At 63.6% G+C, this 21,998-nt stretch carries 21 protein-coding genes, 1 tRNA gene and 1 pseudogene; 8 read left to right on the forward strand and 15 right to left on the reverse strand.

Annotated elements, in window-relative coordinates; all coding sequences use genetic code 11:
• Positions 1-8: 8 nt before the first annotated feature.
• The 8 genes from HEQ22_RS13830 to HEQ22_RS13865 form a co-directional block, all read right to left on the reverse strand.
• A complete protein-coding gene (locus tag HEQ22_RS13830; protein ID WP_432768427.1) occupies positions 9-821 on the reverse strand; it encodes a hypothetical protein in 813 nt (270 codons plus the stop codon).
• Between the two features lie 2 nt (positions 822-823).
• The gene (locus tag HEQ22_RS13835) at positions 824-1,462 is read right to left on the reverse strand and encodes a C1 family peptidase (RefSeq protein WP_432768428.1); all 639 of its coding nucleotides are present in this window, start codon (positions 1,460-1,462) and stop codon (positions 824-826) included.
• Entirely contained in the window at positions 1,459-2,478 is a 1,020-nt protein-coding gene (locus tag HEQ22_RS13840; protein ID WP_432768429.1) for an ImmA/IrrE family metallo-endopeptidase, read from the reverse strand. The genes HEQ22_RS13835 and HEQ22_RS13840 overlap by 4 nt, the downstream gene beginning before the upstream one ends.
• Positions 2,471-2,827, reverse strand: a complete 357-nt coding sequence (locus HEQ22_RS13845; RefSeq protein WP_432768430.1) for a helix-turn-helix domain-containing protein — start codon at positions 2,825-2,827, stop codon at positions 2,471-2,473. The genes HEQ22_RS13840 and HEQ22_RS13845 overlap by 8 nt, the downstream gene beginning before the upstream one ends.
• Before the next feature lie 10 nt (positions 2,828-2,837).
• The gene (locus tag HEQ22_RS13850) at positions 2,838-3,206 is read right to left on the reverse strand and encodes a hypothetical protein (RefSeq protein ID WP_432768431.1); all 369 of its coding nucleotides are present in this window, start codon (positions 3,204-3,206) and stop codon (positions 2,838-2,840) included.
• Between the two features lie 154 nt (positions 3,207-3,360).
• On the reverse strand, positions 3,361-4,707 hold the full coding sequence (locus HEQ22_RS13855) for a hypothetical protein (protein ID WP_432768432.1): 1,347 nt from the start codon (positions 4,705-4,707) through the stop codon (positions 3,361-3,363).
• Between the two features lie 178 nt (positions 4,708-4,885).
• Positions 4,886-5,815 carry a HEPN domain-containing protein gene (locus tag HEQ22_RS13860; protein WP_432768433.1) on the reverse strand — a complete coding sequence of 310 codons (930 nt, stop codon included), beginning with the start codon at positions 5,813-5,815 and terminating at the stop codon, positions 4,886-4,888.
• Between the two features lie 76 nt (positions 5,816-5,891).
• Entirely contained in the window at positions 5,892-6,215 is a 324-nt protein-coding gene (locus HEQ22_RS13865) for a DUF736 domain-containing protein (RefSeq protein ID WP_432768434.1), read from the reverse strand.
• Positions 6,216-6,463: 248 nt separating this feature from the next.
• On the opposite strand from HEQ22_RS13865, the gene HEQ22_RS13870 reads away from it, so the two are divergent.
• The gene (locus HEQ22_RS13870; protein WP_432768435.1) at positions 6,464-7,183 is read left to right on the forward strand and encodes a thermonuclease family protein; all 720 of its coding nucleotides are present in this window, start codon (positions 6,464-6,466) and stop codon (positions 7,181-7,183) included.
• A 563-nt stretch (positions 7,184-7,746) separates the two neighbouring features.
• Positions 7,747-8,121 (forward strand): RNA polymerase sigma factor, encoded by a 375-nt coding sequence (locus HEQ22_RS13875; protein ID WP_432770886.1) that lies wholly within the window; start codon positions 7,747-7,749, stop codon positions 8,119-8,121.
• Here the strand turns inward: HEQ22_RS13875 and HEQ22_RS13880 are convergent.
• The 3 genes and pseudogenes from HEQ22_RS13880 to HEQ22_RS13890 form a co-directional block, all read right to left on the reverse strand.
• A pseudogene (locus tag HEQ22_RS13880) lies at positions 8,100-8,657 on the reverse strand (ParB/RepB/Spo0J family partition protein); the annotation flags it as partial. The gene HEQ22_RS13875 and the pseudogene HEQ22_RS13880 sit on opposite strands and share 22 nt — an antisense overlap.
• 120 nt (positions 8,658-8,777) lie before the next feature.
• Positions 8,778-9,971, reverse strand: a complete 1,194-nt coding sequence (locus tag HEQ22_RS13885) for a DUF932 domain-containing protein (RefSeq protein WP_432768436.1) — start codon at positions 9,969-9,971, stop codon at positions 8,778-8,780.
• Positions 9,972-10,261: 290 nt separating this feature from the next.
• Positions 10,262-10,336: transfer RNA gene (locus tag HEQ22_RS13890), tRNA-Gly, on the reverse strand.
• Positions 10,337-10,542: 206 nt separating this feature from the next.
• Between HEQ22_RS13890 and HEQ22_RS13895 the strand changes: the two genes are divergently transcribed.
• Positions 10,543-11,454 carry a tetratricopeptide repeat protein gene (locus tag HEQ22_RS13895; protein ID WP_432768437.1) on the forward strand — a complete coding sequence of 304 codons (912 nt, stop codon included), beginning with the start codon at positions 10,543-10,545 and terminating at the stop codon, positions 11,452-11,454.
• The gene (locus HEQ22_RS13900; RefSeq protein ID WP_432768438.1) at positions 11,454-12,104 is read left to right on the forward strand and encodes an LON peptidase substrate-binding domain-containing protein; all 651 of its coding nucleotides are present in this window, start codon (positions 11,454-11,456) and stop codon (positions 12,102-12,104) included. Before HEQ22_RS13895 ends, HEQ22_RS13900 begins: the two co-directional genes overlap by 1 nt.
• A gap of 37 nt (positions 12,105-12,141) precedes the next feature.
• Here the strand turns inward: HEQ22_RS13900 and HEQ22_RS13905 are convergent, their stop codons facing one another.
• Together HEQ22_RS13905 and HEQ22_RS13910 are read right to left on the reverse strand one after the other, a co-directional pair.
• The gene (locus HEQ22_RS13905; protein WP_432768439.1) at positions 12,142-12,855 is read right to left on the reverse strand and encodes a sigma factor; all 714 of its coding nucleotides are present in this window, start codon (positions 12,853-12,855) and stop codon (positions 12,142-12,144) included.
• Between the two features lie 94 nt (positions 12,856-12,949).
• A complete protein-coding gene (locus HEQ22_RS13910; protein WP_432768440.1) occupies positions 12,950-14,194 on the reverse strand; it encodes an FAD-dependent monooxygenase in 1,245 nt (414 codons plus the stop codon).
• A gap of 321 nt (positions 14,195-14,515) precedes the next feature.
• Here HEQ22_RS13910 and HEQ22_RS13915 point away from each other — a divergent pair, with 321 nt between their 5' ends.
• From HEQ22_RS13915 to ribA, 4 genes are all read left to right on the forward strand, one after another.
• Positions 14,516-16,834, forward strand: a complete 2,319-nt coding sequence (locus tag HEQ22_RS13915) for a DNA translocase FtsK (protein WP_432768441.1) — start codon at positions 14,516-14,518, stop codon at positions 16,832-16,834.
• A gap of 119 nt (positions 16,835-16,953) precedes the next feature.
• The gene (locus HEQ22_RS13920) at positions 16,954-17,613 is read left to right on the forward strand and encodes a LolA family protein (RefSeq protein WP_432768442.1); all 660 of its coding nucleotides are present in this window, start codon (positions 16,954-16,956) and stop codon (positions 17,611-17,613) included.
• 369 nt (positions 17,614-17,982) lie between these two features.
• On the forward strand, positions 17,983-18,774 hold the full coding sequence (locus tag HEQ22_RS13925) for an exodeoxyribonuclease III (protein ID WP_432768443.1): 792 nt from the start codon (positions 17,983-17,985) through the stop codon (positions 18,772-18,774).
• Positions 18,771-19,826 (forward strand): GTP cyclohydrolase II, encoded by a 1,056-nt coding sequence (ribA, locus tag HEQ22_RS13930; protein WP_432768444.1) that lies wholly within the window; start codon positions 18,771-18,773, stop codon positions 19,824-19,826. The genes HEQ22_RS13925 and ribA overlap by 4 nt, the downstream gene beginning before the upstream one ends.
• A 185-nt stretch (positions 19,827-20,011) precedes the next feature.
• Here the strand turns inward: ribA and HEQ22_RS13935 are convergent, their stop codons facing one another.
• Positions 20,012-20,818, reverse strand: a complete 807-nt coding sequence (locus HEQ22_RS13935; protein ID WP_432768445.1) for a LytR/AlgR family response regulator transcription factor — start codon at positions 20,816-20,818, stop codon at positions 20,012-20,014.
• Positions 20,815-21,939, reverse strand: a complete 1,125-nt coding sequence (locus tag HEQ22_RS13940) for a sensor histidine kinase (protein WP_432768446.1) — start codon at positions 21,937-21,939, stop codon at positions 20,815-20,817. Before HEQ22_RS13940 ends, HEQ22_RS13935 begins: the two co-directional genes overlap by 4 nt.
• Positions 21,940-21,998 lie beyond the last annotated feature (59 nt).

Genomic DNA, 21,998 nt, shown 5'->3' on the forward strand with positions numbered 1-21,998 from the left:
AGTCACGTTTATGCGTCCTCTTGTTCCTGAATCTCATGAACCCGCGCGCAACGTGCGATCAAATCATCGACATCGCGCTTGGTCCAATGACCTCCGCAACTCCCACCATCTCCTCGATCGATCTTCGCGTACGTCGAATTGATCGTTAGTCCTCCAATCGCCAATCCCGTCTCGGACGCGAGAAAATACAGGAGTCTGCCGAGCCCGACGAGATTCCCGAACAACCGCCTAACATAATAATGGGACCGATAGGTAGCGTTCAGACGGATCGCTCCGTCGTGGACCTTGATGCTGAGGTGACTGAGGCACGGTCCACCGTAGAGGCGCCGACGATCGGTTCCTCCTTCGTAAATCGGAATGTCTTCTTCCAGCGGATGGCCCATCCCGAGTTCAAACGATGCTGTATATTTTCCATGGTTGCGAATCTTGGCGACCATATCCTTCAACGGGTTGTAAATCGTACCATCGCGATCCTTCTGTCGTAACAGACGATAAGCGTAAGTACCCCAGTTTTTATCGTCCCGCACGGCGTGGATTGCCTTGATGCGCGGTGGATATGTCTCGAACACCGCCTCGGGCCCACCTCGCATATACTCGTCGAGAGGAAAAATCGTCTCTGCGACCGTATGAATGCTGTAGGCACCGTGCTGCTTCAGAAATCCGTCAACGATCTCATAGATGGAGCGATCCTCGGCCTCGAGAACCGTAGGCTCACTCACATGGAGAAAAACGTCAAAATCCTCGTGGTGAGGACAACCGTCGACATACTGCGCGGCCTTCAGCCACACTTCAGGAATCGTTCGTCCCTTAATGAGTTCCATTTCTACCTCGTTACAATTTCGGCAGTTTGATGCAGATGGTGTTCAACATAGTCCTGTCCCAGCCACGCATGGCCATTTGACCCCCAAGCGACGCCCCAGCTGTTCCGCACCAAGAGGAAACGCGATTCTCGATCTGTGCCATGTCCGATCGCAAGGAGAGCATGCCCTCCCCTCACAATATCACCCGCGGAACCAACAACGCGACCTTCTGGATCTGGCACATAGAAGGCATCAGTAATCAACATGCCGAGGACGACGGGCCGCTCCGCATCGAGTTCGGCTATGATCTCGTCGAATGATAGTCTGCCAACCCGCAACGCACCTCGAAAGGGTTCTGCCGTCAATGCAGGCGGTGTCCAGTTAATAGGAATCGAGTCAAGGTAGGGCCAGTGATCCTCCACTGGTTGGCCTTCGTCCAAAAGCGCCTCAGCAGCGGCCTCCATTGTCGTACCCGCATGCGGGCTCGCTCCTGGAGTCCGAGAAACGGCATGAAAATAGAGATACTCGACAGAAAGATGCTCATCGACGCTCGCAAAATTTTCATTGGCAGCAGAAGTTGCAAAGGCGAGGCATGTTGGCCGGTTGCCTTGGCATCGAACCGCCAGGAACACAGGTCGTAAATCTAAGTGCGCTTGGATCACGGGTTCAATCCCAAACGCTGCCGATCGCTTCGCGAAAGACCGGGCTGTTCCGGCCCCTGAAGCGAGATAGCAATCTCGAAAGAATGCTCGTCAAGCGCGCCTTGCGCCCATGGCTGACCTTCATTTAACTCCACGCGACCGAGCCCGCCGTGCCTCGGGCGAGCGACAATGACACGCTTCGAGGGCGCACCGTACATTACTGGCGAGGTCTGAAACTGCGAATGGTCAGCGAGCAACTCCCAATCGTCAGCATCGAGAGAGTCGACACCCCAACGTCGGCCACTGCTCGGAGATTCCTCCAGCTCGATGCGCAGCAAGTCGTCGGGATTGCCGAGCAACGTGGCGCCGCTGTCTCGCTCGGTCACTCTCCAGACATCGGACCAAGAATCTTGAGGTTTGTGGCCTTCACCGAGGCCTGCCTTCAAGTCGCCGAGCTTTGCACGGCTCAGCGCTCGGACTTGTTCGTAAGGAAGGATCTGGTGACTCAGCAGCCCCCAGCACGTCGCTTCGTAACTTGCGGCCATTCGCAAAGACAACTGATAGACAGTTTCGGGAAGGCGGAAGTCATGCGCCAATGTCCAGCCCTGCGCCTGAATATGATGACGGTACAACCAGCGCGGAAGCACGAATTCTGCCGCAAAGGCGTCCGCGGCTACCTCGCGCAAATCTCTACCTTCGAAAGGCTCATTTGGACCGCGTTCGAGAATCTCTTGATCGACGCTCCCTTCGTGGCCCAAGGTGTCGTGGCCTAGTTCATGAGCGGCCGTAAACCGCTGAATATGCAAACCCCGCCGCGTTGTGACCATTATTCCACGTAGTGGAGCAGGCAGGCATAGGCCGAGTGCGGAATCGAGGGGTTTGAAAACCAGCGGAATGTCCAAATCCCCGATTGCCTCGAAGACGTCGACGAAACCGGCTCCTTCAATGACGCGGCGACGCAGGTCGAGATCGGCGTGCAGCCTGTTTGCAGCAGCGACGGCTTCAAGGCGTACGGCGGCCGCGGCAGACCTAGCCATTTCCGTCGACCTTAGGAGAACGAGCCTGTAGAAATTCGGCAAATCGCAAGAGTTCGTCGCGATCGTTTGCGGACAGTTCGGTCGCCGCGCGGGCAAGCGCCTTTACACTCTCAGGCAACGGGGGGAGTGCCGAAACCCCGGCCAACGCATCCACCGATTGACCGTAAATTCTCGCAAACCTGGTCAATTCCTCCGAGTCAACTTTTCTGCGACCGTGCTCAATGAGCGACAACGCCGAGCGCGATATGCCAACGGCCATTGCCGCTTCCTCTTGGGTTAATTCCAAGAATTCCCGCGCAGAGCGAAGGCGATCACCAATGCCTCCCCCATTGTCGATTTCGTCACTCATTGGGCATTCCTCATGCGGGCTCGGCGACTTTGGCCTGCCGGCGCTTTTTGACTTTCAATTCACCGGTATAGACCCGTTCCAGTTTCGGGATCAGGTCGTTGATCATCTCCTCGCAACTCTCGTAGCCCCCGCGCTTGATGATCTCCGGAGGTAGCTCCATTTCCAAGACGGCGCGCGTTACTCGGGCGGCATCGACTACTCGCTTGGAATCTATCGCTGGCCGCATTCCGACAATCGAACCGCCTGCGCCAGCAGGCGCGGGCGGCGGAGAGCCGTCAATAGGTGCCGTCTCCTCTTCGAACCAAGCCTGCAATTCCTGCACAAGCCTAGTCGACTTTTCCCTGAACTGCCTTCGTAACTCTTCGATGTCCGTAGTCATGACAGACCTCATGTTCGATTATCGAACAAGAATGGGCCGCCTTGTCGGAATTGTCAACGAAGAACTAATTGCGTTATGAACGAAGCGCTTATGGCGAGGATCGCGCAGGTGATGTCATAAATCTGGCCAGTGGACGTCGGTGTGACGCGCAACGTTATTTCCGGCGCCTCGCCGCCCTGCGGCGAAAAGAAGCGCTAGAAGGCAACCTGTTGAACTCAGCGGCGCTGGCTATTCGGGGACGTGTTGCATCTGAGATTGATCGCGCCACATCCGGATCGATCGTTCCCTGAAACGGCAATCCTACCTTCCACTCTTCGTTAAAGGCTGGGTTCCAACATATAACCATGGGGTTCCACTGATTGACCGGATCGACGCTCATCGAAGGTCGGTAGGCGCTGAATAGCACGGCCCCGATGTGACACGATTCACGCGTCGCAAAGAAGTAGTTCGCAACCACGTTCAGCCGCTCAGCGACATGAGGGTAGAATAGCTCTGAAAAATCGAGGTCGTCGAACTGAAGGGCCACGAACGCTGGCCTGTCAGATGGAAGTTGGCGAGCGGCAGCCTTCAGCGCGTCAAGTTGCGGCTTCGTGTGATCGTCACCAACCAAGCTCCGCATCACAATCGTCAGACCGGCATACCGATCTGCAGTGGTCACAGCATGGCAATCTGCGCCGAAGGATTTTTGAGCGCGCTCTTGGAACAGCTTTTGATCGGTAATTGGCTCCAATCCAAAATGTTCAGCATAGCTGACTTTCGACACTTCAAAGGATGTGCCCCGGACCTTAGATCCAAGTGGTTCGACCGATATCTGTCTAATTGCCCTGACCAGGTCACGCCGAGCCGAATCCGCGGCGGATAGGCGATCGTCGAGCGTAACCAAAATCACCGCGGGGATTGCCGTGGTGCTGCCGGGCGGCACCAAGGTATCGTAGAGATCATCGATTATTCGGTAGAAATCTTTTTGGTGGATCCGTCGTCCAGCGTCTGCACTGACGTGCTTGCACTCCACTGCGAAGACACAGCCATTTCGCTCGCCAGCAACGTCAAAGCGAGCGTTCTTTTCGAGATCAGGAAGATCTATATCAAACCCATGGCTCGAAAGTCCGATGGCATGGAGCACCTCGAGATAAATCGGCGCAAATCCGCAATCTGATTTCAACGCATCGCGAAGACGTCCGCGAAATTCAGCACGCCCGCGGTGCGTCAAATTCTGATCGACTTCAACGCAAGCCGCGGCGAATTGAAGGGCAGAAGTACTGGTCGCACTTTCCATTCTAGCAGACAGCCCGCCGGCCTTCCGTCGCCATCGCCTAAGATGGGCAATTTCGAGTTCGAGCCAATGATAACGTTGGATCACGTACGACTGGAACGCCGTTCCGCGCGCCTGCTGCACAAGTGCGGCGGCGCGTTTGTCCCACGCTTTTACCCCGATCATGGCGACAAACCGGGGCAGGTAACCTTGCAATCGCCCAATATCTTGGTCGAACTGTAATTGCATGGGTTGGTGCACCGCCGCCTCATCGGGTTAAGCATCTGCACCCGATCTCCAATCATTTACCCACCAAGCATGCGTATCTGCAACTACAACGCGGAGCAAACTGGATGTCTGCTTCAGGGCATCGCTGTTCAACGGTCGCAACGGCCGACATTAGGCGCGAAGCAGTCGCATGCTCCAACTATCCTGCGGCGCGTGCCGTCTCCTCTAGCTGTGCAATACGCTCGCTGCAGATGCTCTCCACAATCGCGGCGAGAGCCTCGACGCGGGCGCCGAGCCAAGTCAGTTCGTCCTCAGAAATCCGATAATGTTTCGAATATCGGGCCTTGATGTAGGCTTCTTTCAGCTTCTCGAAGCGCGACCGGTCAGCCTTCGTCTCGCGCGGCCAAGCGACGATCAGCCGCGTATCGAGCCGCTCTGCCTGCGTCCTCAAGAACGCCAGATTATGGACGTGCGGCGTGTAAAATGAACAGACTAGCAAAGCGCAGTGGTAATAGCTTTCAACCGACTGATGCAGAAGAAACGCGGCCTTTTTGGTCCATCCGCGCTGCCTTGCGAATGATGCTGTTTCGAAAAACTCCCCGCCGCTGGGATACCACCCGTCGAAATATTCCCGCGCCATTTCCAGCGCCGCATGCGGCGTTTTCGGTTGCGGCTCCGGCAATTCATCATCGACCGCCTGATAAATCGCGATCCCGTCACGCGCGACGTCCATGAAGAAATAGCGGCCCTGCGACAGCCCGGCGTTCACCTCGCCGTTGCTATGGACGATGAAGTTCACCGGCGTGCGCAATGTTTTCGTGACCGACAGCTCGCGGATCAGCCGATCGTCGAGCTTCGACCAATATTCGACGCGGTCGGTTAGCCGGTCGTCATTCACGATGATCAGCAGGTCATAGTCCGACTGATAGCCCTTGGCGGTATGCGGCTCGTCGACCCAGCCGCCGCGCGCATAGCTGCCGTAGAGTATGATCTTCGAAATCCGCCCCTTGCGCTTCCAGTCCTGTGTGGCGAGCGCCAGCGCATCCTCGAATTCTTCGAAGACGATCTGGACGATGCGTTCGAGTTCGCGCTGTTTGTGCGGAGGGAGATGATCGAGACTGCTGCGCATTGCGGTCACCCTAACAAGGTGGCGACACCCTTGCACGCCGAGATTGAACCACGCGCGAGGGTGCCGCCGACGGCGGTCAATCTACGGGATTCCACAGCAGCGCATAGACGTCGGGATTGTCCTGCCCTGCAGCGCGGCCGAGATTGGCATAGATGCGCCGGGGCCCGAACTCAGGCGCTTCGAGGGTCAGCGAGACATAGAGTTTGCCCGACGCCTCGCTGCGACGGAGCCACCCCGCGCCGCATTCGACGCCGCCCGACCAGACGCGATAATCGGGCTGCACCTCGCCGTTCTTGCTCGGGTTGGGGCGGATTTCGACGGGGACGCGGATCGAGATCGTCGCGAGCTGGCCCACAAAGCCCTTCTCGTTCGTTCCGCTGACAAGACCGATTGCCGCCATGATATTGCTCCTTCGAAGCCCGGGGCCATCCCCGGGGCACCGGCGGCCAGGGAATGGCGTCAGGCCCGCTCGCGCACCTGAAGGGCCGGAGCACCAGCGAAGGACGGCGCCACACCGGCTTTTTGCGCGCGAAGCGCCCGCGAGGAGGCCGCCTGCGGCCGGGGAAAAAGGCGGTGCGGCGCCGTTGCGCGCACGGGCGCGCCATTCATCTCGCCGGACCTGCACCGGCTGGCTCCGGGCGTGCCGGAATGGAGATGGACGGCAAGGATTTGCTCACCGGATCACGCTATGGGCAGCGCATGAGACTGACGATCACCGCCGCCTTGCTTCTTTTCGCCCTTCCTGCCTCGGCGCAGCAGGTCAGCGGCCCGGCCCGCGCGGCCGACGGCGATTCGCTCGACCTCAGCGGAATTTCGGTGCGACTCTTCGGGGTCGATGCGCCCGAGTTGGCGCAGAATTGCGAACGTGGCGGCGCGTCCTGGCCTTGCGGAAAACAAGCCGCGTCGAAGCTCGCGACCCTCGTCGCTGGAACATCGGTCGTGTGCGAGCAGAAGGATATCGACGATTATGGCCGGATCGTCGCCACATGCCGCGCGGGTTCGGTCGATCTCGGTGGCGCGATAGTCGATGCGGGGCTTGCGGTCGCCCTGCCGCATTTCAGCGACCGCTATGTTGCTGCCGAGGCTCGCGCCCGCGCTGCCGGTCTCGGGGTGTGGGCCGGCACGTTCCAGATTCCGGCGGACTATCGCGCAGCGCGTCCGAGGCCGGGGCGCCGAACGCCGGGCCTTTCGCGAGACGCGGCGCCAGTCCGTGTGCCAGGGCCGAGGCCGACCGGAGCCTATTTCCGCAATTGCAAGGAAGCCTGGGCGGCGGGTGCGGCTCCGCTTCGCCGAGGTCATCCCGGTTACCGGCCGGAAATGGACGGCGACGGCGACGGGATCGCTTGCGAGCCCTATCGCGGACGTTAGCGCGTCATCCTCATACGTCCGCTATGCCAAAAAAAGACCCGCCCAGTGTGCATGTCCTTACGAACAGAGGCCGGGCGGGTGCGATGATGCCCACATAGGGTAATGATACGATCAAATCCATGACCGCTTTGCAGCGCAACAGGGAATAGGGCCAGTTGGGCAAAGGCAAATCATAGCCTCACGCGACAAATCGAGGTGTCCAGCCAAAAAAACTCAATCTGGACCCAATTGCGTGGCGCGGGCTTGCCCTGACGTTACGTCCGGCTATGCTTACCATGCACCGGGCCAGAAGGCGCGCGGTGCCGGAACGTAAGAATTCTGCTCGGGCCTTTATGATATTCCCATCCGTTGCCGGGTGGCCGACGCGTATGTCCAGGCCTTCGGGCTAAAGGCGGCGGCGCATATTTTTCCGAGTATGTTCTTACCTCCCGGCATCCCGCTTTCCGGTCCGACCGGAGGCGATGGACATGGATTTCGACGAGGAACAGAACCGCGCGCACGCCTTGAACAGCGGCGATCCCGTGCCGCCGTCCGACTGGACGGGCTTTGGCCAGACCGCCAGCATGGAAGCGATCTACAATGCGCATCAGCCGGCGCTCGCACGCTATCTGCGCCGCCGTGCGCCGAAGCAGGATCTCGGCGATCTCGTCCAGGAATGCTTTCGGCGGCTTGCCATGGCGAAGGGCGGGAAGCTGGCGCTGATCGAAAAGCCCGGGGCCTATCTCGTCAGCACCGCCCGCAACCTGCTCACCGATCGGGCGCGTACAGACACGGCGCGCCAGACATCCCAGCACCATAGTTTCGAGGATGAAGATATCGCCGGCCCCGACCCCCATGCTGCGCTCGAAGCACGCGACACGATGCGGCGCGTCGGAGAGGCGATCGAGAAATTAAAGCCTCAAACTGGTTCTATATCGACCGAGAAGGCCATCAGCTGATCGAGCGTCATGCCGTCCTCAGCGTAGATGCCGTGCAGCTTCGGCGACACGTCGGCGAGCTTGAGGCGCTGCTTCACGACCGCCGGGGTGACCATGAAGATCGCCGCCACGGTTTCGATGTCGCTGCCCTGCTCGACGAGCTTCTGCATTGCGCGGAACTGGTCGAGCGGGTGCAAAGGCTCGCGATGGACATTTTCGGCCAGCGAATCTTCCTCGGCCGACACGGCGTCATCGTCGCGCACGATGCAGGGCACCGGCTCCGTCTTGGCCATGCGACGCTGCTTCACGAGCTGTTGCAGCGCCCGAAAGCGGCGCCCGCCGGCAGGGACTTCGAAGCGCCCCGTCTCGTTGCCTTCTTCGTCGCGCTGCGCCCGAACCGTCAGGCTCTGGAGCAGGCCGCGCCGTTCGATGTCGGCCGCAAGGCCGTCGATCGACACACCCGCCTTGACGCGCCGCACATTGGCCTGGCTCAGCATGAGGGCACTGAACGGGATGTCCCGCGCGCCACTGAGCGTGATCTTCGCATGTTTCGTCATGACTCGTCTCCATGACGGGCCGCCGCGAGACTCTCTCCCGGCTTTCAACCCGCCATGGCTCCGGCGCAGCCCTCTTCCTCTAGGGAAGAGGGCTGCGCCGAACCGAAAGTCGACGCCGGATCAGCGCACCGACGCGAGCAATTTTGCTCCCTTTCCTTCAAACTCCAGCCGCGCGTCCTGATGCGGGCGATCCCGGGCCACAGCATTGATGCCCTGCACGAAATCGAAGATCGACGATGGCGGATGTCCTTCTTCTTGAAGGACGGTGGCGATGATCTTCTCGGTCTCGCCTTTCGAGAAACCCCGCTTGCGGAGGAAATTCTGTCGCTCGTCGGCGTCGCGTGCGACGATGGCAGCCCGAGACGCCTTGATTCCATCCAGGAATGAACCCGGCGAAGACGACGCGAAGCGCTCAAGCGCTGGCGCAGCCTCCTGCGCGAATCGTCCAGCGGCGAATTTGCTGTGGCGGATGCTGATTTCCTCGAAGCCTTCCGCACCCCAGATATTCCGGTTCATGCAAACAGCTCGGAGGTAGAAGGTCGCCATGCCGAGCGTTTTCGATCCGACTTCGCTGTTCCAGCAATAGAAGCCGCGAAAGAAGAGATCGGGATCCCCGTTGGGCAGTCGCCCCGCCTCGATCGGGTTCGTATCGTCGACGAGAAAGAGAAACACGTCGCGGTCGCTCGCATAGAGCGTCGTCGTGTCCTTTGTGACGTCGACCAATGGATTGTGACGCATCGTCGACCAGTCGAGCATGCCCGGCACTTTCCAGCGCGTGTCGCCCGTTCCATTGCCCGCGATCTTCATGACTGCAGATACCAGCTCATGGTCCCAGATGCGCCCATAATCCGGGCCGGTGACGGCACGCAGTTCGGTGCGGCCGTCGCCCGTCTCCAGGGTTTTCACCAACTCGCCGCGATGCGCGAGCAACCCGTGCTGCATGTTGATCCCCGCCAGGGCCGCAGGCAGCTGGCGCAAATAGCCCGAAGGTGCGCCCACAAGGCTGCAGAGCTGGCCGAAGGACCAATGGGTCGGCGCCACAGGCGCGTCGCGGTCAGGAAGCAGGAGGGTGAGCCGCTCCGGATTGTCGGTGGCGGCCTCGACGCGGATCGCGCGCGTCTCGACTGTCCGGGCCGTTGCGGCCTCGGCACGCGCGCGGACCGCGTCAAAAAGCTCGTTCAAGGAAAGGTAGCGCTCGTCCTCGGGGCGCGAGAACCATTCGGATGAAACGCGGCCAATGCGCTGACCGCGCGAGATATCGACCTTGTAGCCCGGCGCGTGATCGGCGGGCGCCGCTTGGATAGGGTGGGTCATGGCAAATCTCCGCGACGAGCGCCCGGAGCCTCTCTCCAAGCCCTTGCCCGTCACGGGTTTCCCCGTTCCCCTCTCACTCTATGGGCCAGCGGGCGTAGCGCGCCGGGCCCGCGGACTGGCGCGGCGCATGCCGCGCGCGAGACAGACTGGCCACGCGAAAGCTGCCGCGCCTATCCGTATCTGCGATATTTTTTGGAGACATTGTGGAGACAATGCGGTGGGTCATTGCCCGTGTCACCACAAAACGCGCTGACCGCGCGACACTAAGTGACTGATTTTCTAAGGAAAACTGGAGCGGGCGAAGGGATTCGAACCCTCGACCCCAACCTTGGCAAGGTTGTGCTCTACCCCTGAGCTACGCCCGCTCTGGCGGCTGGCGACCGGGTGGGTGCCAGCGGGTGAGGCGGGCGATTAGCACCGGCTTTTGGAGTCGGCAAGCCCTGTTTCGCCCTTTTCGTCGTGATGGCCGCGAAGGGTTGGCATTGGCAGCACAATTCCCACATAAGCGGGACAGCGGTTTACCGGCGGGCGCCGGGACCGCGCGCAAACGAACGACAGGAGCATCGATACAGTGGCCACCCTCGGTCTGAATCCGCAAGATAAGGAGGCGGTCGAGGCGTTCCGCCGCGATGTCGTCGAACCGTCGATGACCCGGCTCGTTATTCTCGATTTCTGGGCTGAGTGGTGTGGACCGTGCAAACAGCTCGGCCCCGTGCTCGAAAAGGTCGCCGCCGATTACGCCGACAAGGGCGTGGTGCTGGCGAAGGTCGACGTCGATGCCAATCGTTTCATCGCCAGCCAGTTTCAGGTCCAGTCGATCCCCACCGTCTACGCCATTTTTCAGGGCCAGCCGGTCGCGAACTTGACCAACGCGCGCACCGAAGGCCAGCTCAAGACGATGCTCGACCAACTGCTCGCCCAATTGCCGATCGAAAGCGAAGCGACGGCGCGGGCGGTCGAGATCGCGCCGCTGATCGAGATGGGCGAAGCGGTGCTCGCCGAAGGCGACGGCGACCGCGCCGCCGGCATCTTTGGCCAGATCATCGAGATGGCGCCCGACAATGCCGCGGCGCACGGCGGACTGGTCCGCGCCTTTGTGCGCGCCGGTGACCTGACCAGCGCGCAGGGCGTGCTCGACATGGTGCCGGCCGACATCGCCGACGATCCCGCGATCGCGCAGGCGAAAAGCGCGCTCGCGCTCGCCGCCGACGCCCCCGACGCCGCCGAACTCGCGGCGTTCGAGGCGGCGGTGGCCGCGAACCCCGACGACCATCAGGCGCGCTTCGACCTGGCCGGCGCGGAGATCGGTGCCGGGCAGCGCGATGCCGCCGCCGACAATCTGCTCCGCATCGTCGAGGCCGACCGCGAATGGCAGGAAGGCGCCGCGCGGGCCAAATTGCTGGCGCTGTTCGAAGCGGTCGGGCTGGAAGACCCCTGGGTGGCGGCGCAGCGCCGCCGCCTGTCGCTGATCCTGTTCGGCTGATGAACGCCGAGGCGCCCCTGACCATCCAGCGGATCGCGATCTTTCCGCTGCCCGGCGCGGTGCTGTTCCCCGGCCTGCACCTGCCGCTGCATATCTTTGAGCCGCGCTATTCGGCGATGGTGCAGGAAGTTCTGGCGCGCGACCGCCAGATCGGGATGATCCAGCCGCGCCAGTTGCCCGGCGAAGAGGATCGCGAACCGCCGGCGCTTTACGATATCGGCTGCGTCGGACGCATCGTCGATGTCGAGGCGCTCGACGAGGGGCGGTTCAACCTCGTGCTCGAAGGCGTCGCGCGCTTTCGCGTCCGTCGCGAGCTCGACGTCACCACCCCGTTCCGCCAGGTCGAGGCCGAGATCGAGGCCGAAATCGAAGACGATGCGGTGCTGTCGAGCATCGAACGCGCCAGCCTCGAGCGCGAAGCCAAGCGCTTCGCGGCGCGCCAGGGCTATGTCGTCGACTGGGATTCGGTCGGTCAGCTCGATGACGCGACGCTGGTCAACGGCATCGCGCAGGTCGCGCCGTTCGACGCTGCCGCCAAGCAGGCGCTGCTCGAGGCGACGCCGATCGATACGCGCGCCGAACTGGTCGTCCAGATGATGCAATTCTTCGGCCGTTTCGACGGCGACGACGGGCGCGCGACGCTGCAATGACTGCGGTGAGGCGGTCACCGACCGCCGTCCTGAAGCCCTAATTCAACTTTGCTCCGCCGAAGCGGCACGCCATGTCGGCGAGCGCGCGGCGAACGATATGGCGATCGCTTTCCGACAGCCGCGTGCCGGCGTCGGTCGTTTTCAGCTGATGGCGGATCAGCGTTCGCTCGGCCGCGACCCGTTCGAGCAGGCGCCCCGGCGCCGTGGCCGCGGGCGCCCCGCGCAACAGCGCACGCTGGCGCCGCGCCGCCCAGTCGTCGGTGAGCCGGTCGGCGGCGCGCGTCGCCAGCCAGTCGGCCGCGGACGCTTCGGCGGCGGTCTCTGCGGCAGGATCGGCGAGCCACGCGTCGGCGCCGGCTTCGATCAGCGCGTCGAGCGACAGGGGGGCGCCCACCGCACGTCGCCCGGCAGAGCGCTGGTCGCCGTGACGGCGCAGGCGCAGCGCCTGCAATTCGGCGCGGATCTGCCAATTGACATAGGTGGTGAAGCGCGCACGGCGCGGGTCGTAGCGCTCGGCGGCGCGGTGGACCCCGATGGCCGCGGCCTGCGCAGCGTCCTCGGCCACGTCGGCAAGGCCATAGGCGCGGGTGAAATAGCGGATCCGCGGCGCGAGCAGGGCGGCGAGGCGGGCGAAGGCGCGGTCGGCCCGCGTGCTGGCGCGCGGCGACGGCGCGGTGTCGAGCGCGGTGCGCGCCTCGATCAATTCGGTGACCGCGCGTTCCAGCGCGTCGCTCTTGTCCGACATGGTCATGTCCCCATCCTGATGCGACCCGATGATCGCAAGACGGGGATAGGCGGCCGTGGTTAGCCGCGAGCTGCCACAGGCCTAGGTAGAAATACCTAGACTAGATTTCCGCGCCTGCCAGCAGCCGCGGCAGGTCGCCCGCCTCGCCGCGCGCTTCGTCCATGAAGAAGCGCTTGAGCATCGGCAGTCGCTGGACGGCGCCGAGCCCGGCGCGGCGCACTGCCGATGCGGTGCGGCCGGGAATCCCGAACAGGCGGGTCAGCCCATCGGTGGCGAGGCTGACCATCAGGCTGTCGAGCCCGCGCCAGCGCTGATAACGCGCGAGCAACGCCGCGTCGCCGAGGTCGAGCCCGAGCCGCGTCCCCTCGACCAGCACCTCGGTGAGTGCGGCGACGTCGCGAAGGCCGAGGTTGAGCCCCTGGCCGGCGATCGGATGGATGCCGTGCGCGGCATCGCCGACCAGCACCAGCCGGTCGGACACGATCGTCGCGCTGTGATGGAAACCCAGCGGATAGGTCATCCGCGGCGCGACCAGCGCCATCGTGCCGAGCAGGCCGCCGGCGCGCTTTTCGAGTTCGGCGGCAAAACCGCGATTCCCGAGCTTGGCAAAGCCCGGACCGTCCTGTTCCGATACCGTCCACACGAAGGCCGAGCGATGGCGGCCCTGTTCGTCGTCGACCAGCGGCAGCAGCGCGAACGGGCCGGCCGGAAAGAAAATTTCGTGCGCGACATGGCCATGCGGGCGGCTGTGGGCGACCGCACCGATCAGCGCGTGATGGTGATAGGACCATTGCGCGATGCTGAAACCCGCGGCCTCGCGCGTCGGCGAGCGGCGACCCTCGGCAACGATCAGCAGCGGTGCGGCGAGGCGCGTTCCGTCGGCGAGGGTCAGCGTGACACCGTGCGGCCGGATGTCGCGGTGGGTGACGTGTGCCGGCATCATCAGCCGCGCGAGCGGCGCGGCGGCGAGCGCGTCGCGTAGCACGAGCCGCAGCTGGCGGTTCTCGACCATCGTGCCGAGCGGCGGCGTGTCCGGCGCGGTTTCGAAATCGAGCGCGCCGCCGCGTCCCTGCTGCTGGGGTCCGCCGTCGCTGACCTTGATCGCGCGGATCGGGCAGCCGTGCCCGGTCAGGCGCTCGGCAATGCCCAGCACCTCGAACATCTGCCAGGTCGCGCTGGCGATCGCCGAGGCGCGGCCGTCGAAACCCGGCGCGATCGTCGCGAGCGGATGGGCGGGATCGACGATCACGCTGGACAGGCCGTGGTGCGCGAGCGCGAGCGCCAGCGTCTGGCCGACCAGGCCGCCGCCCGAGATGATCACGTCGCTGCGCTGGATGTTCGTCATGGGTTTTTGCCCTAGACCGCATTGATGCGCTTGAAAAGCGGCGTGGCACGGGCTGCAGCGACGGATCTTGTTTGTTTCGCGCGAAGGCGCAAAGGCGCGAAGAGACCGCGCCAGCCGCGAAGCGGCGATCCATCCAACGCCGCATGCGCCGCACCGTCGGAAGGGTGAGGAGCCTGTCGGCCCGAACGATCTTCTTCGCGTCTTTGCGTCTTCGCGCGAAACCCTTTCTGAAACCCACCGCCGCATTCGGGGCCGCGCTTGACGCCGAGTCCACCCCATGCGCATATCGCCGTGGTTAATCGATTCAGGACCGCAACGAGCATGGCAAGCCGCAAGGCCGCACCTTTAAAGGCCGACTGGCGCACCGTTTTCCGGCAAAGCGTCGCGCGATCGCTGGTGATCGCCGCGGCGGTGGCGCTTGGTGCTTTCACCCTGTTCCTGACGCTGGCGCTCGTCACCTATGACAGCACCGATGCCGCGCTCAACACCGCGGCCGACGGCACCGCGGCCAACTGGATGGGCGGCGCGGGCGCGTGGTTCGCGGACCTGGGCCTGTCGATCGGCGGCGTCGGCGTCGCCTTGCTGCCGCCGCTGCTCGGAATCATGGCGTGGCGGCTGTGGCTGGGGGCGCCGCAGCCCTATTGGGCGCGCCAACTCGCTTATGCTTTTGCCGGTATTCTGCTCGTCGGGCTCGGCGCCGAACTCTGGTCGCCCGCGACCACCGCGCCGCTACCCGCCGGGTGGGGCGGCATCATCGCGCTGCTCGTCGGCAGCGCGATAGCGCCCTTGTTCGATCAGGTCGGCGAACCCGCGGCTGCGCTCGTCCGCATCGCGGCGATTTTGCTGCTCGTCGGCGTCGGACTGTGGCTGGCGTGGCGTGCGCTGCGGCTCGAAAAGGGCTGGGCGCAACGGTTCCGCCTGCCCGCTGCCGAAGGCGGCCGGGTCGGCACGCCCGCCCCGGCGATCGGTGCCGATCCGGCCGAGCGCGGCCCCAATCTGATGGACCGGGTGATCCGGCCGCGCCCGAAGGCCGAGCCGAGCGACCGGGCACCGCCCGAAATCGCCGATCCCGCGGAGCGTTCGATGCCGTCGAAGCCGCGGCCGAAGCCGCAGACCGAGCTGTTCACCAACTATCGCCTGCCCTCGATCGACCTGCTCGCGCCGCCGCCGCCGGGGCCGACCGGGCAGATCGACAAGGCGGGGCTGGAACGCAACGCGCGCCTGCTCGAATCGGTGCTCGAGGATTTCCAGGTCAAGGGCGTGATCACCGCGGTGCGCCCCGGCCCCGTCGTCACCATGTACGAACTTGAACCGGCGCCGGGGACGAAGGCGAGCCGCGTGTCGAACCTCGCCGACGATATCGCGCGCAATATGTCGGCGCTGTCGGCGCGCATCGCGCCGATCCCCGGCCGCACCGTGATCGGCATCGAACTGCCCAATGCGCAGCGCGAGGCGGTGGTGCTGCACGAAATCATCGGCAGCGCGCTGTTCCAGGATCAGACCGGCGCACTGCCGATCATTCTGGGGAAGAATATCAGCGGCGACCCGATGATCGCCGACCTGGCGCCGATGCCGCATCTGCTGATCGCGGGGACCACCGGGTCGGGCAAGTCGGTCGGGCTCAACGCGATGATCCTGTCGTTGCTCTATCGCCTCGGTCCCGATCAGGTGAAGATGATCATGATCGACCCCAAGATGCTGGAACTCAGCGTTTATGACGACATTCCGCACCTGCTCGCGCCCGTCGTCACGGAACCCAAGAAGGCGATCCGGGCGCTGAAATGGGCGGTCGAGCAGATGGAGGACCGCTACCGGATGATGTCGTCGCTGTCGGTGCGCAACCTGGCATCCTACAACGACAAGGTGCGCGGCGCGCTCGCCAAGGGCAAGTCGCTCGGGCGGCGCGTTCAGACCGGTTACGATCCCGACACTGGGCAGCCGGTCTATGAGGAAGAGGCGCTCGACTATGCGCCGCTGCCGCAGATCGTCGTCGTCGTCGACGAGCTCGCCGACCTGATGATGACCGCGGGCAAGGAGGTTGAATTCCTGATCCAGCGGCTCGCGCAAAAGGCGCGCGCGGCGGGCATCCACCTGATCCTCGCGACGCAGCGCCCCTCGGTCGACGTCATCACCGGTGTGATCAAGGCGAACCTGCCGACGCGGATCAGCTTCAACGTGACGTCGAAAATCGACAGCCGCACGATCCTGGGCGAAGCGGGCGCCGAGCAATTGCTCGGCAAGGGGGACATGCTCTATGTCCCCGGCGGCAAGCAGATCACCCGTATCCACGGCCCCTTCGTGTCCGACGACGAGGTGCGCGCGGTCGCCGACCATTGGCGCGGCCAGGGCCGCCCCGACTATGTCGAAAGCGTCACCGAAGACCCTGAGGACGGCGGTTTCGCGATGGAAGGCGCCCCTGCGGGCGGCGACAGCGCCGAAGATCGCATGTATGCGAAAGCGTGCCAGATCGTCGTCGAAAGCCAGAAAGCTTCGACCAGTTGGCTGCAACGGCAATTGCGCATCGGCTATAACAGCGCCGCCCGCCTGATCGAGCGGATGGAGGAGGAAGGGCTGGTCAGCCCGCCCAATCACGTCGGCCGCCGCGACGTGCTGACCGACCAATATGGCCAACAGCGTTGAAGCGCCAGATGGGAACTATTTGCCCACCGATGACTTGAACAGCGTCTAACGGCCGGGTTCACGGCGGGTTCAATAGCCCGCCGCCATACCGGCCCGACCTATCGCAGAATGAGAGTTTCATGACCTTGAAGATTGTCCGCCCCACCCTGACCCGCGCCGCCGCGTGGACGCTCGCCCCGCTCGCCGCGGCGGGCCTTGCACTCGGCGTGCCGGCGATCGCGCAGACGTCGAATACGCTCGCGGCGGTGCAGGCGCATCTGCGCTCGACCGGTTCGATGACCGCCGATTTCGTCCAGACCGACCGCAACAACCAGCGGCTCAGCGGCAAGCTGACCCTGAAACGCCCGGGCAAGATCCGCTTCCAGTATCAGAAGGACGTCCCGATGCTGATCGTCGGCGACGGCAGCCGGCTGACCGTGATCGACTATGAAGTGAAGCAGGTGCAAAGCTGGCCGGTGAAGAATTCGCCGCTCGGCGCGCTGCTCGATCCCGACCGCGACCTGTCGCGCTACGCCAAGATCGTCCCGACCGGCAGCCCGTCGGTGTTGAGCGTCGAGGTCAAGGATCCCAAGCGCCCCGAATATGGCACCATCACCATGGTGTTCGTCCGCGAGGCAGCGGCACCCGGCGGCCTGCGGCTGCGCGGCTGGGTCGCGCTCGATTCGCAGAACAACCGCACGCGGATCGACCTGTCGAACCAGAAATTCAACGTCGCGGTCGCCGATTCGGCGTTCCGCTGGACCGACCCGCGTCCGAAACAGCGCGGCCGCAGCGGCTGATCGCCGCCGCCGCGATCGCGAAATTCAACCGGCGCCGAATCAGAATGCGGATTCGGCGCCGTTTTTCCGCCCAACCGACATCCAGCATCGACGAACTGCAAAGACGCCGCAAAACCGCCGTATTTCGTTCAGCTTGGCGACAGGGAAGCGGGGCTATTTCAACTCTCGAAGGCGCCAAACACGGCTCCCGGATTTGGGTTTCCCCCTGTTGCCCCTCTCGGGTCGCCAGGTGTCTTCATTCAAGAGCGTGACGAACGCTGACCTTGAACCCCCGTTCCACCGCCCCTGGGACGGGGGTTTATGATTCGGCGCCACGCCGGTGCCGCAACCACGTTGCTAAGCACCGCGCGCGCCGATAGAGCCTCCGGCATGACCCGTACCAGCATCGCATCGTGGAACATCAACAGCGTCCGCGCGCGCATCGGCATCGTCGAGAAATTCCTGCGCGAAGAAGCGCCCGATGTCCTCTGCCTTCAGGAGACCAAGGTCGAATGCGGGCTGTTTCCGAAGGGCATGTTCGAGGACCTGGGGTACCGCCACATCGTCACCCACGGCCAGCGCATGCACCACGGCGTCGCGATCGTCAGCAAGGTGCCGCTGGCCGATGTCCGCAAATATGACTGGCAGGCGAACGGCGAAGCGCGCCACGTCGGCGTCACCCTCCCGTCGGGCGTACGGCTCGATAATGTCTATATCCCCGCCGGCGGCGACATCGCCGACCGCGCCCTCAACCCCAAATTCGGCCAGAAGCTCGATTTCTTCGGGCGGATGACCGAATGGTCGGGGCTGCTCGACCAGCCGACGGTGCTGACCGGCGACTTCAACGTCGCGCCGCTCGAAAGCGACGTCTGGAACCACCGGGCGCTGCTCGATGTGGTCAGCCACACGCCGGTCGAGGTCGAAACCCTCGCGCGGTTGCAGGCGGCATCGGACTGGGTCGATCTCGGCCGCCACTTCATCGCGCCGCCGACCCCGCTGTTCACTTGGTGGAGCTATCGCGCCAAGGACTGGGAAGCCTCCAACCGCGGCCGCCGCCTCGACCATATGTGGGTGACCCCGGGATTGAAGGATCAGGCGATCGCGCACCGCATCGTCCAGCCGGCGCGCAGCTGGGAACGCCCGTCGGACCATATTCCGCTGATCACCGAGTTCGCCTTTTGACAGGCGTCGGCGCTCGCCGGGCCGCGCGCGCCATCGACGCGCTGCGCCGCGGCTGGCCGTTTCGCATCGTGGGCAGCGCGGGCGCGCTCGATCTGCTCGCGGTCGAAAGCGCCGCCGATGCAGCGCTGGCCGATTTCGCCAGCCGCGACCTGCTCATCTCGGGCGAGCGCGCGGTCACGCTGAAGCTCACCAACCAGCGCGTCGCCGCGGCCCCCGGCCCGGTGCGGCTGGCGGACGCCGCCGGCACGATGACCGCAGCGCTGGCGATCGCCGACCCGTCGCTCGACCTCGCCCATCCGCTCAAGGGGCCATTTCGCACCATGGCGACCGGCGACGACGTGGCGGCGATGAGTGCGATGACGATGGCGCGGCACGCAGGGCTGCTGCCCGCCTTCTTCGTCCGCGCAGCGGCGGGCGAAATCGAGACCGAATGCAGCACCGAAGATGTCGCGGCGCTGCTCGACCCCGCGCGCCTCGTCATTGCGGCGCGGGCGCGGCTGCCCGTGGCGGTCAGCGAAACCGCTGAAATCGTCGCGTTCCGGACTCCCGAGGAAGCGTCGGACCATGTCGCGCTCGTCATCGGCAAACGCGACGCAAGCCCGCCCGTCGTGCGGCTGCACAGCGAATGCCTGACCGGCGATGTGCTCGGCAGCCTCAAATGCGACTGCGGACCGCAGCTGCATGCGGCGCTCGCCGCGATGGCCGACGCGCCTTGGGGGGTGTTGCTCTATCTCAGGCAGGAGGGGCGCGGTATCGGGCTGGTCAACAAACTGCGCGCCTATGCGCTGCAGGATCAGGGGTACGACACCGTCGATGCCAATTTGCGGCTGGGGTTTCCGGTCGAGGCGCGCGATTTCGCGATCGCGGCGCGGATGCTGGCGCTGCTGAACGTGCCGCGCATCCGGCTGATGACGAACAATCCCGAAAAGGTCGCGCGGCTGGAAAGGGAGGGAGTCGAGGTCGTCGAGCGCCTGCCGCTCGCGCTGCCGACGAACAAATATAACGAGCAATATCTCGCAACGAAGCGGGACAGGACGGGGCATCAGCTGTAACCGCGAGCAACGCCATTTTTTGATCGCACGAAGCCACGAAGCCACAAAGATTCCCGTTCCCATTTGTGCTGCGCTTGTCGAAGCACCGTTCTTATCTTCGACTTCGCAAAGAAAGAACGGCCCTTCGACATGCTCACGGCGAACGGGTTGAGAAATCTTTGTGGCTTTGTGGCTTTGTGCGAAATTTAGTGCACGAACCGCGCCACCACATCCCTGTAGCTGCGGCTGACCTTCACCTGCGCGCCCGATCCGAGTACCAGGAAACATTCGCCGTTGGTGTGCGGCTTGACCTGCTTGACCTGGCTTAAATTGACGATCGTCGAGCGGTGGACGCGCTGGAAATTGCGCGGGTCGAGCCGCTTTTCCAGATCCTTCATCGTCTCGCGCAGGATCAGGCTGTTGTCGGCGGTATAGATGCACATATAGTCGCCCGCGGCGTCGATGCGCTCGATGCTGTCGACATCGACGCGGAAGATCTGGCCGCGATCCTTGATGTTGATCATCTTTTCATAACGGTCGGCGGCGTGCGCGTCGGGCTGGATTTCGGCGTCATAGTCGCCCACCGCCTCGGGAGCGACCTCGGCGAGCACGGTTTTCAGACGCTCGACCTCGGCCGCGCCGCGCTTTTCGGTAAGCCGCTGGCGGACGCGGTCGAGCGCATCGGCCAGCCGCTCGGGCTCGACCGGCTTGACCAGATAATCGACCGCCTGCGCCTCGAAGGCGCGGATCGCATGGTCCGAATAGGCGGTGACGAAAACGACGAGCGGCGGCTCGACCTCCATCAATCCTTGAATCACCGAAAATCCGTCGAAGCCCGGCATCTGGATGTCGAGGAAGACGAGGTCGGGTTTGTGGGTCTTGATCTTGCGGATCGCTTCGCGCCCGTTCTGGGCGGTGTCGACAATCTCGACGTCGCCATGCGGTTCGAGCCGCAATTGCAGGCCTTGCGTCGCCAATTTTTCGTCATCCACCAGGATGGTTCTGATCGTCATGGGCCTTCGGTTCCAATCCTTGCTTGTCCATCGGGTTGAAACGGAAACTCGACAATAACCGTGAAGCCGCCATCGGCACCCGACTGCACCTCGAACCGATGCTGGTCACCAAATGCCTGCGCCAGCCGGTCGCGGATATTGGCTAAACCCACGCCCGTCGATTCCGTTGCATGGCTCGACGTGGCGTCGGCGGGGTCGGCTGGCAATCCCGCACCCGTGTCCGACACGGTGATCCGGACATTTTGACCGGCCAGTTGCGCAGAAATGGTGATATCGGCGCCGTCTTCCTGCGGCGTCACGGCATATTTGATCGCATTTTCGATGAGCGGCTGGAGCAGCAGCGACGGCAGACGCGCCCGCGCAACCGCCGGATCGATCGCGAAATGCGGGCGCAGCCGTTCCTCGAAGCGCATCTTCTCGATATCCAGATAGAGCTTCAGCGTCTCGATCTCCTGCGCCAGCGTCACCTGCGCGGTCGGCTCGTTGGCGAGCGTGTAACGCAGGAACGCCGACAGCCGCGACAGCATGGCGTTGGCAGGTTCGGACTGTTTCAGCAGCACCAGCGTCGAAATGCTGTTGAGGGTGTTGAACAGGAAATGCGGGTTGAGCTGGTAACGCAGCATCGCGAGCTGTGCCGAAGCGGCCTGCGTTTCGAGCCGCAGTACGCGGTCGGTCTGTTCCTCGAGCTGGAGGAAATAGTTGATCGCGAAATAGAGCGCCGACCAGGCGGCCAGCGACGTTGCATCGACATAGACGAGCGCGAGGAGCAGCCCGGTGAACCCCGTTTCGCTGTTCGGGTTCATGATCTGCACCACCCAGGCGTCGATGAACGCCCACAGCGCGGTCGCGAGCACCATCAACCCGAAGCTGGCACTCCACATCAGGATCGGCCGGCGGCTGATCAAGGCGCGGTAGCAGGCCGAGAGTATCAGGGTCAGCGAAAAGCCGGTGAGTGCCGACACCAGCACCGGGACCAGAAAGGTGAAGGACTGCCCGCCGGCAAGCCCCGAGACGCCGCGCAGCCCGAGCCACGCCAGCCAGCCCAGAATCTGGAGATTCCAGAAGGCCCGCACCTTGTTACTGAAAAAGGGGCCGGGTGAAGAAAGTCCGAACAGCGGCATGGAGGCGTTCTGAAGTCCGATGATCAGCGCCGGGGTGCGGCGGGCCCGGCCGGGCCGCG

The organism is Sphingopyxis sp., from assembly GCF_050916055.1.
In the GTDB taxonomy this organism is placed as follows: Bacteria; Pseudomonadota; Alphaproteobacteria; order Sphingomonadales; family Sphingomonadaceae; genus Sphingopyxis.